The organism is Xenorhabdus griffiniae (assembly GCF_015163655.1).
GTDB classification, from domain to species: Bacteria; Pseudomonadota; Gammaproteobacteria; order Enterobacterales; family Enterobacteriaceae; genus Xenorhabdus; species Xenorhabdus griffiniae.
The window spans coordinates 1-15,968 of record NZ_JADEUF010000048.1 but is presented as its reverse complement, the minus strand read 5'-3'; the positions used below and the strand labels follow the sequence as shown (position 1 = coordinate 15,968).

The following is a 15,968-nucleotide window of genomic DNA, read 5'->3' as shown; positions in this document are numbered from 1 at the left end:
AAACATTGAGTCAAATGCAGGTATGATTATTTCGTGGAGACTTAGCCCAATACGCCATAAAATTAATTAATGTTCGCTCTAACATTCTGATCAAAAACGCCAAAACGTTTTTGAACATAAAATCAATATTGGGTAAATTTCTAGCCTTCCCAACAACATAGCCGCACACATCATCCATTTCGCTATAGGATCAAGATTACCGAATCCTTGCGCTGTCGCGCCATATCCTATCCCCATATTATTAATACAAGCAGCCGCAGTGGCAAATGACGTCATCAAATCATAACCGAGCAAATTCAAGGCCCAGATAAAAAAACAACTAAAAAAGACATAGAGAAAGAAGAATCCCCAGACAGAACGCAGCACTCTTTCCTGAACCACAGATTTGCCAATTTTAATTGTTGAGATGGCATTGGGATGAATAAGCTGGTTAATCTCACTAATACTCTGTTTTGCCAGGATCATGAAACGGAGAGCTTTAATGCCCCCACACGTTGATCCCACGCAGCCACCAAAAAAACTCACTGCCAGCAATAACAATATTGTATGGGGAGGCCATTGAGCATAATCAGAGGTTGCTAAACCATTATCCGTCATCATAGAGCTGGTCATGAAAAAGCCGTGAACAAAAGCTTCTGTTACGCCATACATGCCTGAACGGTATAACTCTAACCAGATAATGCCAACGATCACCGCCAATACCAGTAAGAAAAATTGCAATTCAGCATTTTTTAGCAGCGGTTTTAAGCTCCTGCCCGTCAGGGCAACAAAATAGAGCGTAAAGTTGACGGCTGACAGAACTGAAAAAATACCACCTACCATTTCAATGGCTGCACTGTCGTAATAACCAAGACTCTCATTGCGAGTAGAAAATCCGCCCAAAGAAACCGTTGAGATCCCATGACAGATAGCGTCAAACCACGACATTCCTGCGGCCCAAAAACTGGCTGAACAGAGTCCGCCCAGCAGCAAATACACTACCCATAAACTCTTGGCGCCATCCGCAAGCCGGGGAGTCAACCGTTCTTCTTTGAAAGGGCCAGGCATTTCTGATTGATAGAGTTTGGCTCCACCAATCCCCAATAAAGGCAAGATGGCAACGGCAAGGACAATAACTCCCAAACCACCAATAAAATTGAGCTGAGCGCGATAATAGAGCACGGATTTGGGCAGGGCTGAAACATCATTCAATACCGTGGCTCCGGTAGTCGTAATGCCAGATATCCCTTCAAACATTGCATCTACCAAATTGATGTTTAAACTTTTATCGAGTACAAAAGGCAAAGCACTCAGCAATGAGAACAACAGCCAGAAAAGTACAATGATAAGAAATCCATCTTGTGTACTGGGCTGTGCCTTGGTTTTACGGGTAAAGTACCAGCCTATTCCACCTGTAACCAAGCCAATGACAAATGTCTCAAAAAAAGCAAAAACACTTTTTTCTTTATAAAACAGAGCCACAAAAGTAGGCAGCAACATTGAGAGGCTGTAAAGGAGCACCAGAAAACTACAAAGATGCCCCACAATCAGGAATTGGTTTTTTTTGACCATCTGCTAGCTCAAACAGGAGATTAAAGGGAAAATCGTCAAAATATATAACTATGATAATATAAAATAAAAATATATTCGCCTAATGAACAATATTGTTGCATTAAGGCATTCTCAAACTGGTGGGAATCATATTACAGCGTTATACTGGCGGGCACTTTTTGTTAATGAATGTGAAATTTCCATTGCAACATAACACCATTATTTTACGCCAGTTAGGTATTCAACCCTACGAACCGGTTTCTGATGCTATGCACCAGTTTACCGAGCAACGTACAGTGGAAACACCTGATGAAATCTGGCTTGTCCAGCACGAAAAAGTATTTACGCAAGGCCAAGCCGGCAAAGCTGAACATATACTTGCACCTGGTGATATCCCTGTTGTTCAGTCAGACAGAGGAGGACAGATTACTTATCATGGTCCCGGACAGCAAGTCATGTATGTTTTGATTGACTTAAAACGGTCAAAAATTGGGGTGCGTCAATTGGTCACTTCAATCGAAAATACCGTCATCGAAACGCTGGCGCATTTTGGCGTGGAATCATATGCCCGCCCAGATGCTCCCGGAGTTTATGTCGCAGGTAACAAAATATGTTCCCTTGGTTTGCGTATCCGAAAAGGATGCTCTTTCCACGGTCTGGCATTGAATATTGCAATGGACTTACAACCATTTTTACGCATAAACCCTTGTGGTTATGCAGGAATGCAAATGGTCCAACTCAGTGATTTCGTCACCGGAGTGACCATTGAAGATGTACAACCCATTCTGGTAGAAAAATTCTGTCAGCTCTTGGGATTCCAACTCATCGATGAAAGATGATATAATTTTTTAACATTTTTCAAAAAAATTTGAATGGATTTATTGCCCTCGATATTTTTCTCATAACCATCAGGCAGTAAGTCAAAATCTGAAGAATATAACTGGAAGAAGCACGATTATGAGTAAACCAATTCAGATGGAACGAGGTGTCAAATACCGCGACGCAGACAAGATGGCTTTGATCCCTGTGAAAACAATTGCCACAGAACGTGAAGCACTTTTGCGTAAACCTGAGTGGATGAAAATCAAACTTCCTGCGGATTCCAGCCGCATTCAGGGTATCAAAGCGGCAATGCGCAAAAATGGGTTGCATTCTGTCTGTGAAGAAGCCTCCTGCCCTAACCTTGCTGAGTGTTTTAACCACGGAACCGCCACTTTTATGATCCTTGGCGCCATCTGCACTCGTCGCTGTCCATTCTGTGACGTCGCTCATGGTCGCCCAAATGCACCTGATGCAAATGAACCTATCAAGCTCGCGCAGACTATCCAGGACATGGGGCTGCGTTATGTCGTTATTACATCGGTTGACCGTGACGATCTGCGTGATGGTGGTGCACAACATTTTGCTGACTGTATCACGGCTATTCGTGAAAAAAATCCATCAATTAAGATTGAAACGTTAGTACCAGATTTCCGCGGACGTATGGATCGTGCTCTGGAAATACTGACTGCCACTCCTCCTGACGTGTTCAACCACAATTTGGAAAACGTGCCACGGGTTTATCGTCAGGTTCGCCCTGGTGCCAACTATGCCTGGTCGTTGAAACTACTGGAAAAATTCAAAGAAGCACATCCAGATATCCCGACCAAATCAGGTTTGATGGTGGGATTAGGTGAAACTAACGCAGAAATTTTAGAGGTCATGCGTGATTTGCGTAGCCACGGTGTTACTATGCTGACTTTGGGGCAATATTTACAACCAAGTCGCCATCACCTGCCAGTACAGCGTTATGTCAGCCCTGCTGAATTCGATGAAATGAAAGAAGCCGCGTTAGAAATGGGCTTTACTCATGCTGCCTGTGGTCCGTTTGTTCGCTCTTCATACCATGCTGACTTGCAGGCCAAGGGCGTAGAAATCAAATAATCTGTTGCCACCATCATGATGAATATTATATTTGCTGTATTTATTGGTGGTGGCTTGGGTAGTGTACTACGCTGGTTCATCAGCCTTCGCCTAAATACACCTGCTTCCCCTATTGCCGTTGGTACTCTGACGGCAAATTGTCTTGGTGCCTTTATCATTGGATTGGGTTTGGCCTATTTTAATAAAGCCACACATCTCGATCCGGTTTGGAAGCTGATGCTAACGACAGGGTTTTGCGGTGGGCTAACGACCTTTTCCACTTTTTCCGCTGAAGTCGTTTACTTGTTGCAGGCCGGAAAAATAGGTTGGGCACTGTTTAGCATTTTGGTGAATGTGATCGGCTCATTGTTGATGACAATATTGGCTTTTGCCATGATGAACAAACTGTAACTATCTATACTAATCCAACTTCAAGTTGCAGCTTTGCTTGTTTATATTTCCCCGCGTAGCAGGAGATATAAGACGTATCTTGAAAGACGATTAGTCTAAAAGCTAATAAAATAAAAAAAACCCGTTATCAAAACGGGTTTTCAGAATACGGGATTCGAAATTAGATTGCGACAACGTTTGCAGCAGATGGACCTTTCGCACCCTCAGTAATTTCAAACTCTACTTTTTGGCCTTCAGCAAGAGTCTTGAATCCGCTAGACTGAATGGCGGAAAAGTGTACAAAAACATCTTTACTACCATCTTCTGGAGTGATGAAACCAAATCCTTTGGATTCATTGAACCACTTAACGTTACCTTTAATTTTTGACATTAAAACTTACCTTTAATAAAAAAGACACGAACTCTGTGTCACGTACAGTACAGCAAATAATGTAGTCCACTGTCTGCAACATAGATCACGAAACATATAACCGAATGTAAAAAACACACTTTTTGTTTAATTACATTGATTGATTTTATACGCCAATGGTGATTTCACAAATAAATTAGCGTTTTATTTTAATTCTGTTTACTTTTTACCTTTCTATTCTTTTCATGATCGAGTAGCCACCTTTTGATATCCAGCCCACCGGTATAGCCAACCAATTTACCATCATGTCCAATCACCCGATGACAAGGCACAATCAAAGAAATAGGGTTGCGTGAATTCGCCATACCAACCGCACGACAATAATTTACCGATCCCAATGTTAGCGCCAACTGTTTATAACTCCACATTTCTCCATAAGGAATTTTACACAGTTTCTGCCAAACACGCTTTTGGAATTCAGTTCCCTGCATACTTAAGGGAACGGTAAATGTTAGCCGTTTTCCTTTAAAATATTCTTGCAACTCTTTCGTGCACTGCCTGGTTATCACACTCTTCGATTCTAATTCTTTCTTTTCATTGACGAAATAGATACTGGTTACTCCTTCATCGTCCGCAGTGATATGTACATAAGGCTTGGGAAATCCTTCTGGAGTATTCAGGTAATGATGATACATAAACTACCTCCATTTAATTTATTATTGAAAATTTCTGTACTAGCCTAAATCTCTCATTCATCAATTTGCAATGATGAATTCGGTTACACATCTGACAATTTGATAAAGAAACCATCGCGCCCTCTGACAATTAAAATTATGGCTCTGCCAATAAGTTATAATACTTTATTTTTAATGTTACCTCTTTAAAAAAGATTAAAACACCACATATAGTCAAACTAATTAAATTAACAACCATATATAGTATAAATTTCACAATTAAATTATCTCAATATAATACACATATATTAGTTTTTATTATTACTAAATAATATAGCACCCAGAAATTTTACTAGAAGTGTTATTCTTTATAGTAAACACAGTGACATATCATCCGTCGATTCCAGGTTAAAGGGAGCTAATTTCTCTAAAAGAGATACACTACACTGCTGCCAATCAACTCAATGGTGCGAAAAAGCCAGTTATACCCAAGCATTAACAGCGTTCACTCACAAACTGCGTGAAGATCATCGCCCAGGCACTAAGATGTGAAATGTGAATCAGGCATAATGGATTTCAATTCGTTATTTCACCAATTATTAGATATTAAATTCCATATCGATTAACACACTATTTAATAAATAACGTTTCAAAATGATAGGAGTATTCCTTACCCCGCGTACTGCGCGGGGTAAGGAACTCCAACATCTGATACTCTCAGTATTATGAAAACCTATGTATATATACCAATCTAACTTCAAGATGAGTGTAATATCGTGTTGTAAATTGCAACTTGAAGTTTAATGAGTATAAATACTCATTGAAAATTCATCTGTAAAATTTCAATACATAGAAAATACCTAAAATTAATATTGAGCATTAAATTTCAATTCCATACCATGTGGTTAATCAATTATAAAAAACAATAATTATAAATGACATATGCTATTGTTATATCAATCTAACTTCAAGATGCGTGCGATTTCTCCCCACGAAGCGGGGAGAAATGAAATCAAGTTTCATATAGTGTTGTAAATTGCAACTTGAAGCTTAATGCGTATAATAAGACGCACCTTGAAGGACGATTAGTATATACCAATCCAACTTCAAGTTGCAGCTTGTAAATCAATGTGATTGATTATATCTCCCCACGTAGCGGGAGATATAAGCCGCATCTTGAAAGGCGATTGGTATATGCAACTAAAAAATAAGCATAAAAACCAAAAGATCATAAAAACCGATGTAATACACTAAAATAAAAACCCAATTAAGTTCATGCATAATAATGCCTTTTTTTGTTTTATGAGAAAAGGCATTTACCTGGTTGAATTTCATTAAATTAACACCCAAAAACTTACTTTATCCTTCCCATATTATGTCATGGAAAAACATAAAATTTTATTAATGATTTAAAATAAGGGGTTGTCAGTACATTTTAATATGTTAGGGTATATGTTGATAAAATAGCACCGGAGTAATTAAACACAATATATCATCAACAACAGGAAAATATTATTCCATGACTGTTAAACTTGAAGTTAAGAATCTCTATAAAATATTTGGTAATAATCCTGAGCCAGCATTTAATTTATTAGCATCTGGTTTCAGCAAAGAACAAATACTTGAAAAAACAGGTCTTACCGTCGGTGTTCAAGATGTCAATCTGGCCATTGAAGAAGGCGAAATATTTGTGATCATGGGATTATCTGGTTCAGGTAAATCCACACTAGTACGTCTTCTCAATCGTCTGATTGAGCCGACCAAAGGTCATGTACTTATCGACAACGAAGAGATTTCCACCATCACAGAAACTCAGCTACGAGACGTTCGCCGCAGCAAGATCAGCATGGTCTTCCAGTCATTTGCACTGATGCCACATTTGAATATTCTGGAGAATACGGCGTTTGGTATGGAACTTGCGGGTGTCCCCAAAGAAGAGCGTCATCAAAAAGCACTTGAAACGCTGCAACAAGTCAATCTCGAAAACTACGCGCTATCATATCCCGATGAACTTTCCGGTGGGATGCAGCAACGTGTTGGGTTAGCCAGAGCTTTGGCTAACAATCCCGATATTCTGTTAATGGATGAAGCTTTCTCGGCCCTCGATCCTCTCATCCGTGCCGAAATGCAAGATGAATTACTGCGCCTGCAAGGGGAACATCAACGTACCGTGGTTTTTATTTCCCATGACTTGGATGAAGCCATGCGTATCGGTGATCGCATTGCCATCATGCAGGACGGTATTGTCGTTCAGGTCGGTACACCTGATGAGATTATGAATAGCCCTGCTAATGAATATGTCAAAACATTTTTCCGTGGTGTGGATGTTGGGCATGTCTTCTCAGCCAAAGACATTGCCCGCCGCCGCCCAGAAACGTTGCTTCATGCCGCAGCAGGTTTTGGTCCCCGCTCTGCATTGAAAGTGCTGGATAATGAAGACAGAAACTATGGCTATTTAATCGAAAAAGGCCAGAAATTTATTGGCGTGGTATCTGTCAATTCCCTGCAACAAGCATTGACAGAAAAAAAATCCATTGAACATGCCATATTGGAAAAACCCACCGCCGTTTCAGCAGATGTTCCGCTAAACGAATTGATATCCACTGTCGCGCAATCTCCCTGTGCCGTTCCTGTCATAGATAACAATAGCCGTTATTTAGGTGTCATTTCCAAAGGAATATTGCTACAGGCCTTAGATAAGGAGGCACCCAATGGACAATAATTCTCCACAGACAGTCACTGATCCCTCCAACAACAGTGATCCCTGGATGGACAGTGGCACTGCTGCTCCTGCATCAAACCACGATTGGCTGAATACTTCTGCAACCAATACGCCTCCAGCACATTTTGATTTCATGTCACCTTTTCAGCATAAGCTCATTCCGTTTGACTCATGGGTGACCAATATCATTGATTGGATTGTTGTGCACTTCCGACCTGTTTTTCAAGTCATCCGCGTTCCGGTAGATATTGTCCTCAGTGGTTTTGAACAGTTCCTGACGACACTGCCTCCTCCCATCACCATTTTGTTTTTTGCATTACTGGCCTGGCAAATTGCCGGAGCAGGAATAGGCGTGATCGCTTTCATTTCACTGATCATGATCGGTGCAATTGGGGCATGGTCAGAAGCGATGATAACTATGGCTCTGGTGCTCACTGCCCTATTTTTCTGCCTTATCATTGGGCTTCCTCTTGGGATCGGGTTGGCTCGTAATGAACGGCTAGCCAAAATTGTTCGTCCCTTACTGGATGCCATGCAAACCACGCCTGCTTTCGTTTATCTCGTTCCCATCGTAATGCTGTTTGGCATAGGTAATGTACCCGGCGTTATCGTCACCATTATTTTTGCATTACCACCGATTATTCGCCTGACAATTTTGGGCATAAAACAGGTTCCATCAGATTTAATTGAAGCCGCTAGATCATTCGGCGCAAGCCCACGGCAGATGCTGTTCAAAGTGCAATTGCCGTTGGCAATGCCTACAATCATGGCAGGAGTGAATCAAACTTTGATGTTAGCGCTTTCCATGGTCGTCATCGCTTCTATGATTGCCGTTGGTGGCTTGGGGCTGATGGTATTGCGCGGTATTGGTCGCCTTGATATAGGATTAGCCGCCGTTGGCGGTACAGGCATTGTCATTCTCGCCATTATCCTTGATCGCCTGACTCAATCCTTGGGTAAAAATCATCGAACCAGAGGAGGACATTGGTATTGCTCTGGGCCAATAGGCTTACTGCGCCTATTTTTTCTCTCAATTTGCTCAATAAGAAAAAAAAATCGTCCATCAAAATCATGCCAGTCAAAATAATACCCTCAACAATATCCGACCTGGCAACAAAAGGAGGAAACAACCATGCGCATAATCACCTTATGCAAAGAGATCATGAATAAGGGGATAATTTTTACAGCGCTCTCTATAGTATTCATGAGCCTTTCATTATCATCAGTAGCCTCTGCAACTGACCTTCCCGGCAAAGGGATCAGTGTACAACCGCTGCAAAGTACAATCACTGAGGAAACATTTCAGACGTTGATTGTCTGCAAGACATTAGAAAAACTCGGCTACGACGTCAAACCGATCAAAGAAGTTGATTATAACGTTGCTTACACTTCCATTGCTTCTGGTGATGCCACTTTTATGGCCGTCAATTGGGTGCCACTCCATGATGCCTCGTACAAGGCTGCTGGAGGAGATAACATCTTCTATCGCAAGGGAAGTTATGTCATAAATGCGGCTCAAGGGTATCTTATTGATAAAAAAACCGCAGAAAAATATCACATCACCAATATTGCTCAATTAAAAGATCCCAAACTTGCCAAGCTGTTTGATAGTAATGGCGATGGAAAAGCAGATTTGACAGGCTGTAACCCTGGATGGGGGTGTGAAAGTGCAATTAATCATCATTTAGCTGCTTATGGATTAAAAAATACCGTGGAACAAAACCAAGGCAATTATGCGGCGATGATGGCTGACACGATTGCTCGTTATCGGGCAGGTAAGCCTATCCTCTATTACACCTGGACACCTTATTGGGTAAGTGATGTACTGAAACCTGGAAAAGATGTCGTTTGGCTGCAAGTCCCCTTCTCTGCGATCGGTGAGGGAGATACCATCAACACCCAATTGCCTAACGGACGTAACTATGGTTTCCCTCCCAGTTCCATGCGTATCGTGGCAAACAAAGCGTGGGCGGAAAAGAACCCCGCTGCGGCGAAACTTTTTGCTGTGATGACCTTACCTATTGCGGATATCAGTGCTCAAAATCGGCTCATGCATAATGCTAAAATTTCAGAAGCTGATATTGAACGCCAAGCTGAAGACTGGATCAAAACACATCAAAAAACGGTAGATGGATGGCTAAAAGCCGCTCACAAAGCATAAATTCACCTTTCCTTTATTCTGCATCTGATAGCCGTGAAGACATTAACAAAAATTCACGGCTATCCAGTATTCTCCTTCCGATCACTATCAATCCTTTTGTTCTCAATGATATTATTTAAATAATTTATATATTTTATATTTTCACTTTCATCATATTTTGTTAATGTTGTTTCATCTGTTAACAAAAAAATAAAATACTCTATGCCAATGCCTGATAAATCCGCATCTGATATACCAATAGAATCCGAGAGTCCGCTACCACACAAGGCTTCGTCATTTAAAGAAGGTATTTGGGATAGCCTCCCAATCGCCATTGGCTACATTCCCGTCTCTTTTGCATTTGGCTTAAGCGCCACTAAATTGGGATTTACTCCCGTAGAGGCCATATTTTTTTCCTGCGTCATTTATGCGGGTGCCAGCCAGTTTGTCATCACCGCTTTACTGAGCGCAGGAATGTCATTGTGGTTTTCTGCACTAACCGTAATGGCAATGGATATCCGCCACATTTTGTATGGCCCTGCTTTACGTTATCGCATCAAACAAAAATTATCGGAAAAGAAAACCATCATTTGGGCCTTTGGCCTGACTGATGAAGTTTTTGCCGCAGCAACCGCCAAATTGATTAAAGACCAACGAAGTTGGAGTGAAAATTGGATGGTCGCCATTGCAACCTGTTCCTGGCTCTCTTGGGTGTTAGGTACTGTAGCTGGGGCCATATTGGGTAACGGTTATTTAAGCGCTTATCCCGCCATTGAAGCTGCCATGATATTTATGCTTCCAGCTTTATTCTTAAGTTTTTTGTTAGCCTCTTTCAAAAGACAAAACACCTACTGTGTTATCGCTGCTTTATCAGGCGCACTAATGGGGATCACATTTTTTTCAATCCCCATCGCCATTCTCGCGGGGATCATGAGTGGATGTTTAGCAGCACTTTTGCAAACTAAAAATGCATGATTAGTACCTTACATAATTAATATATTACATAATTAACTCATTATATGATTGATAATAAAATACTTCTTATCGGACTTATTGTAGGTGCGGCCAACTTTCTATTCCGCTATCTTCCTCTTCGTCTGGGCGTCAATCGCTCACCGACAGAAAAAAAAGGAAAAATGGGCGTCATACTCGACAGCATTGGTATTGCATCAATTTGCTCACTCCTTATCGTCTCAAGCATTCCTGATGTCATGAAAGAGCACAGCAAACTTTTTCCAACGCTCATTGGCTGCTTAACCATCTGTCTGTTTTTTTACAAAACTCGAAGCATCATTATTTCAACACTGTCTGGTGCCATAGCTTTTGGAGTAATATTCAAGCTATTTATGAATTAGGTATCAATATTAAAAGAAATATGATGATAATAAATAACTATAATTGCTAAATTTAACTTTTAATATAGTATTTGTAGGGTTTTTGACAAAAGTTACTTTACCGGTTGAAACTAATAAGGTATCTAAACAATGGAAAGTTCATTCACTCCCACAGAAGAGTTACTTAATTGCCGTGTAGCACAGCAAAAAAGTTTACCCTATCAAGAGATATTACTGACTCGCTTATCCATGCATGTCCAGAGCAGGCTTCTGGAAAATCGCAACAACATGCTGAAAGCACAAGGAATCAATGAAACCTTGTTTATGGCTCTGATGATTCTGGATACCAAAGAAAGCCGTAGCATTCAGCCATCAGAACTCAGTGCGGCATTAGGCTCTTCCCGTACAAATGCAACCCGAATTGCTGATGAATTAGAAAAGCAGGGCTGGATAGAGAGAAAGGAGAGCCATAATGATCGTCGTTGTCTCCATCTCCATCTTACAGAAAAAGGTTCAAATTTCTTGAATAGTTTGCTTCCACCACAGCACGAATGCCTGGTTAAGCTTTGGTCTATCCTGGATTCAGAGGAGAAAAAACAGTTAGAAAAATTGATGAGAAAAGTTTTGGGACAATTAGATAATATTGGTGATTGTTTAAGTAACTGATTGCCTTTCTTCTGGACGGTTTTGAACTAAGAAAACATGTTATAGCAACATGATCTAAAAAAACTTTTCTACTAGCCTGTATCATCAGATACTTCGTATGGCTGACTATTATCTTCAGATAATACTGAAATCCATATCGTTCGTCTCTTCCAGTAGTGTAAACGCACACTACTGGAAACGTGTTTGTCCTGTTCAGGGCCACACAATCAATAATAAGCTAAAAACAAATATGGGGACTCTCCATGAGTATTAGTGAGAAAGCATCACTGCCGTCTAGCGAAAAACACTTTCCTGCAAAGGTGAAAACTAAAAAACAAAAACGCCGCTATATCATTACGTTATTGACGTTATTTTTCCTTCTGTTTGGGGCTGGCTATAGCGTTTACTGGTTTCTCACTTTACGTTACTACCAAGAAACCGATAATGCCTATGTTACAGGTAATCAAATACAAGTCATGTCGCAAATTGCAGGCAGTGTCGTGACTGTTAATTTTGACAATACTGATTTGGTGAAAAGTAGTCAGCCTCTTGTTCAACTCGATCCCCGTGACGCTGAATTGGCTCTGGAAAAAGCTAAAAATGAATTAGCCAATACGGTACGACTCACTCATCAACACATGATCGACAGTAAAAGATATCAAGCCATCATTGAACTGAAAAAAATTGCTCTCAGAAAAGCCCAAAATGATCTCAACCGCAGGGAAATATTGGGAACTCAAGATTTGATTGGCAAAGAAGAATTGCAACATATGCGCGAAACCGTCTCTGCTGCCCAAGCTGATCTGGATGTCGCGATAGCTCAATATCAAAGCAACCAAGCCATTATTTTAGCGACTCCACTGGAAAAACAGCCAGCTATCGAAAAAGCGGCTTCCGGTGTTCGTGATGCCTGGCTCGCCTTGCAAAGAACCAATATTGTCAGCCCTGTTGATGGTTATGTTGCTCGCCGTAGCGTTCAGGTAGGTTCCCGTATCAACTCAGGAACACCATTGATGGCGATCGTGCCTGCTAACAATATGTGGATTGAGGCTAATTTCAAAGAAACCCAACTGGCAAACATGCGGATTGGACAACCCGCGACAATCATCAGCGATTTCTATGGTGACGATGTTGTCTATACCGGCAAGGTTGCAGGCATTGATATGGGAACCGGTAGCGCCTTTTCTCTGTTGCCCGCGCAAAATGCCAGTGGAAATTGGATTAAGGTTGTACAACGCTTACCGGTTCGTATTGAACTTGATCCTGAACAATTAAAACAACATCCCTTGCGAATTGGGTTATCAACAAAAGTCACCGTGAACACCACGAACACTGATGGAACTGTACTGGCAACCACTGAACGTCCCCTTCCGGCCTATCAAACCAAGGCGTTGACGATAGATATGATTCCTGCAAACAAAATAGTTACTGACATTATTAATAGTAATTCAGGAAACCAAATTTAAGGGGGAGCCATGGTAACAAGAGAACCGCTTACAGGTACGAAACTCGCCCTTTTGACCATTACTCTTTCAATGGCGACTTTCATGCTTATTCTCGACTCTACCATTGCCAACGTCGCCATACCGACGATCGCGGGTAATCTAGGTGCGTCAAGCTCACAGGGAACGTGGGTAATTACCTCCTTCGGTGTCGCAAACGCAATTTCCATTCCTATTACCGGTTGGTTAGCGAAGCGTTTCGGTGAGGTGAAATTGTTCCTCTGGTCTACCGCAATTTTTACTCTTTCATCCTGGTTATGTGGCCTCTCCAATAGCCTCGGTATGTTAATTTTCTTCCGTGTGATGCAAGGATTGGCCGCCGGCCCCGTACTTCCCCTTTGCCAAAGTTTATTGCTAAATAACTATCCATTGGCAAAACGAAATATGGCATTGGCACTATGGTCGATAATGATTGTTGTTGCTCCTATTTGCGGGCCTATCCTTGGCGGTTATATCAGTGATAACTACCACTGGGGATGGATCTTTTACATCAATATCCCCCTTGGTATCGCAATTATTTTTACTATTATGCAGCTATTGCGTGGCCGGGAAACGAAAACAGAAATCCGTCCCATTGACGTTACTGGGTTGTTCTTGCTGGTGATTGGTATTGGCAGCCTGCAAATTATGCTTGACCAAGGCAAGGAACTTGATTGGTTTAATTCTACAGAGATTATTATCCTTACTGCTACTGCGGTTATCTCACTTATTTTTCTGATCATATGGGAACTGACTGATGATCATCCGATCATCGATCTTTCCCTGTTTAAGCTACGCAATTTTTCCATTGGTACACTGAGTGTTAGTCTCGGCTTTATGATGTACTTCGGTTCAATTGTTTTATTGCCACAGCTATTGCAAGAAGTTTATGGCTATACCGCAACCTGGGCTGGCTTTGCGGCCGCACCGATAGGATTGCTGCCACTGTTATTGTCACCCGTCATTGGCAAGTTTGGCCATAAGATAGACATGCGCTATATCGTGACATTTAGTTTCATCACTTATGCGATTTGCTTCTATTGGCGGGCATATACCTTTGAACCAGACATGGATTTCGCTGCAACTGCATGGCCTCAGTTTGTTCAAGGACTTGCCATGGCATGTTTCTTTATGCCGTTGACAACCATTACATTATCAGGGCTAGCACCAGAACGAATGGCCTCAGCCTCCAGCTTGTCGAACTTTACCCGTATATTGTCGGGTTCAATCGGGACATCCCTCACAACCACAATGTGGACACAACGTGAATCTATACACCACTCGAACCTTACGGAATACATCAACCCATATAACCCGAATTATCAGCAAATACATCAGCAATTAACCCAATTGGGCATGAATGATGAACAAATATCAGCTTATCTGGCAAAACAGATCACTCATCAAGGGTTAATTATCTCTGCCAATGAGATCTTTTGGCTTTCAGCGGGCATATTTCTTGTCTTGACGTTATTGATCTGGCTGGCAAAACCACCTTTCTCTGCCGGAGGTAAAGACCACGGGGGAGCGCATTAAGCTTATTACATTCAATATACGGATTTTCACGGGAGTATTTGCTCCCGTGAAAAAAGGTTACTCGCCACAATCCTCTCATCATAAAGTATTACTTATAATTAAAAGGATTACGCTGTAGGTTCAAGGGGACAATCGTGGCAATTCCCGACTCCGGGTAATTTATTTCTTTGGCAGCAACAACGGCGTTGTATTACATTATTTTTCATAATCACTGTACGATAAAGTGGGTTGTCCCTGCCATCAGGCAACGTTTGTGTAAAGAAAAGATCTTGTATTAATGTATCATACTGATCCGATTCCATTCTTTCCCTGAAATTATTTAAGTACCAATGCATAACATAGCCAATGTTATTCCACAATAAGCGCCCATTTATTCCACGATAGGATACAATTTTTTCACATACCGGTATAATATGCCGATCCAGCATAGAATGATAACGCGCCAATAACGATATTGATTCGTCCAACCATGTTAGCTGATAATAAGCAACATTTGGCCTGCCAGTTTCATGAAATTCAATTTGAAAAAGATGATAATCCGTATCAACAGCCTGAGGATATTCTAATAACATTAACATCATTGGTGGGACAATTAAGCCAAAATACCATTGTGCCCATAAAGAATAGAGCGCTTTCTGATTTGGTTTTAATTCGTTGTCACTATAATATGAATCCTGGTAGCTTTTTATCAATAATGGCAATTTTTCATCACTCGACCATTGATAAAACCCCATACTTTCCGATGGCACATTGTCTGAATTGATCTTTACTGATGAATTGAAATGGCTAAATGCCCCATCAAATAGGTTAGTGATATCTTCAATCGTTATTTCAGAAGCCAACTCAATGGAGCCTTGATTATTTTTATTTGTCATTCCCTATTCTCCTAACACCTATTATCAGCCCTAAATGTAAATTCTTCTCACGCTCATCCACTTACAGACAATTCAGACCGGCACACTTTAATCATACTTATACGCGTTACCTTTCCAGCAAAACGGGGGAGAAATCAGGTTTCATATCGTGTTGTAAATTGCAACTTGAAGTTTAATACGTATATGATTTTTCATTTTTATCAAATGATAATGAAAATGATTGTTATTAGCAATAATGAAAAAGTAACGAATTTAGAGAAACTGAACAACCACCGACTAAAGTCGGTGGGTTAGTGATTAACGGACTGAAAGTCCGGATACGCGTCGGCTAAACGACGCGTCAATCGTCCATTCTGAAATTATCATCCG

15 protein-coding genes are annotated in these 15,968 nt (G+C 41.0%); 11 read left to right on the top strand and 4 right to left on the bottom strand.

The genetic code is table 11. From position 1 onward, the window contains the following. Positions 1–90: 90 nt before the first annotated feature. Complete coding sequence (locus IQ211_RS09480; RefSeq protein ID WP_189760554.1) at positions 91–1,551, bottom strand: TrkH family potassium uptake protein; 1,461 nt, start codon at positions 1,549–1,551, stop codon at positions 91–93. A 182-nt stretch (positions 1,552–1,733) separates the two neighbouring features. Between IQ211_RS09480 and lipB the strand changes: the two genes are divergently transcribed. The 3 genes from lipB to crcB all read left to right on the top strand — a co-directional run bounded on the left by lipB (position 1,734) and on the right by crcB (position 3,843). Further along, entirely contained in the window at positions 1,734–2,369 is a 636-nt protein-coding gene (lipB, locus tag IQ211_RS09475; protein WP_189760566.1) for a lipoyl(octanoyl) transferase LipB, read from the top strand. Between the two features lie 118 nt (positions 2,370–2,487). Beyond that, on the top strand, positions 2,488–3,453 hold the full coding sequence (lipA, locus tag IQ211_RS09470) for a lipoyl synthase (RefSeq protein ID WP_189760553.1): 966 nt from the start codon (positions 2,488–2,490) through the stop codon (positions 3,451–3,453). 15 nt (positions 3,454–3,468) lie between these two features. After that, positions 3,469–3,843, top strand: coding sequence for a fluoride efflux transporter CrcB (gene crcB, locus IQ211_RS09465; RefSeq protein ID WP_189760552.1), 375 nt, complete (start codon positions 3,469–3,471; stop codon positions 3,841–3,843). 160 nt (positions 3,844–4,003) lie between these two features. On the opposite strand, the gene cspE is transcribed toward crcB, so the two are convergent. Further along, the gene (cspE, locus tag IQ211_RS09460) at positions 4,004–4,213 is read right to left on the bottom strand and encodes a transcription antiterminator/RNA stability regulator CspE (protein ID WP_047769142.1); all 210 of its coding nucleotides are present in this window, start codon (positions 4,211–4,213) and stop codon (positions 4,004–4,006) included. Between the two features lie 188 nt (positions 4,214–4,401). Then, positions 4,402–4,887, bottom strand: coding sequence for a methylated-DNA--[protein]-cysteine S-methyltransferase (locus IQ211_RS09455; protein WP_189760551.1), 486 nt, complete (start codon positions 4,885–4,887; stop codon positions 4,402–4,404). 1,498 nt (positions 4,888–6,385) lie between these two features. Here IQ211_RS09455 and proV point away from each other — a divergent pair. From proV to emrB, 8 genes are all read left to right on the top strand, one after another. Continuing rightward, positions 6,386–7,588: a glycine betaine/L-proline ABC transporter ATP-binding protein ProV gene (gene proV, locus IQ211_RS09450; protein WP_189760995.1), complete on the top strand. Its 1,203-nt coding sequence runs from the start codon at positions 6,386–6,388 to the stop codon at positions 7,586–7,588. Next, positions 7,578–8,675 carry a glycine betaine/L-proline ABC transporter permease ProW gene (gene proW / locus IQ211_RS09445; RefSeq protein ID WP_189760994.1) on the top strand — a complete coding sequence of 366 codons (1,098 nt, stop codon included), beginning with the start codon at positions 7,578–7,580 and terminating at the stop codon, positions 8,673–8,675. The genes proV and proW overlap by 11 nt, the downstream gene beginning before the upstream one ends. 117 nt (positions 8,676–8,792) lie before the next feature. Continuing rightward, positions 8,793–9,749, top strand: coding sequence for a glycine betaine/L-proline ABC transporter substrate-binding protein ProX (proX, locus tag IQ211_RS09440; RefSeq protein WP_223281842.1), 957 nt, complete (start codon positions 8,793–8,795; stop codon positions 9,747–9,749). Positions 9,750–9,950: 201 nt separating this feature from the next. Further along, positions 9,951–10,703: an AzlC family ABC transporter permease gene (locus tag IQ211_RS09435; RefSeq protein ID WP_189760992.1), complete on the top strand. Its 753-nt coding sequence runs from the start codon at positions 9,951–9,953 to the stop codon at positions 10,701–10,703. A gap of 44 nt (positions 10,704–10,747) precedes the next feature. Then, positions 10,748–11,083: an L-valine transporter subunit YgaH gene (gene ygaH / locus IQ211_RS09430; protein WP_189760991.1), complete on the top strand. Its 336-nt coding sequence runs from the start codon at positions 10,748–10,750 to the stop codon at positions 11,081–11,083. A 129-nt stretch (positions 11,084–11,212) separates the two neighbouring features. Further along, complete coding sequence (mprA, locus tag IQ211_RS09425) at positions 11,213–11,728, top strand: transcriptional repressor MprA (RefSeq protein WP_189760990.1); 516 nt, start codon at positions 11,213–11,215, stop codon at positions 11,726–11,728. Between the two features lie 242 nt (positions 11,729–11,970). Next, positions 11,971–13,173, top strand: a complete 1,203-nt coding sequence (gene emrA / locus IQ211_RS09420; protein WP_189760989.1) for a multidrug efflux MFS transporter periplasmic adaptor subunit EmrA — start codon at positions 11,971–11,973, stop codon at positions 13,171–13,173. Positions 13,174–13,182: 9 nt separating this feature from the next. Then, complete coding sequence (gene emrB / locus IQ211_RS09415; RefSeq protein ID WP_189760988.1) at positions 13,183–14,724, top strand: multidrug efflux MFS transporter permease subunit EmrB; 1,542 nt, start codon at positions 13,183–13,185, stop codon at positions 14,722–14,724. A gap of 107 nt (positions 14,725–14,831) precedes the next feature. Here the strand turns inward: emrB and fhuF are convergent, their stop codons facing one another. Then, positions 14,832–15,599 carry a siderophore-iron reductase FhuF gene (gene fhuF, locus IQ211_RS09410; RefSeq protein WP_189760987.1) on the bottom strand — a complete coding sequence of 256 codons (768 nt, stop codon included), beginning with the start codon at positions 15,597–15,599 and terminating at the stop codon, positions 14,832–14,834. Between the last annotated feature and the right edge of the window lie 369 nt (positions 15,600–15,968).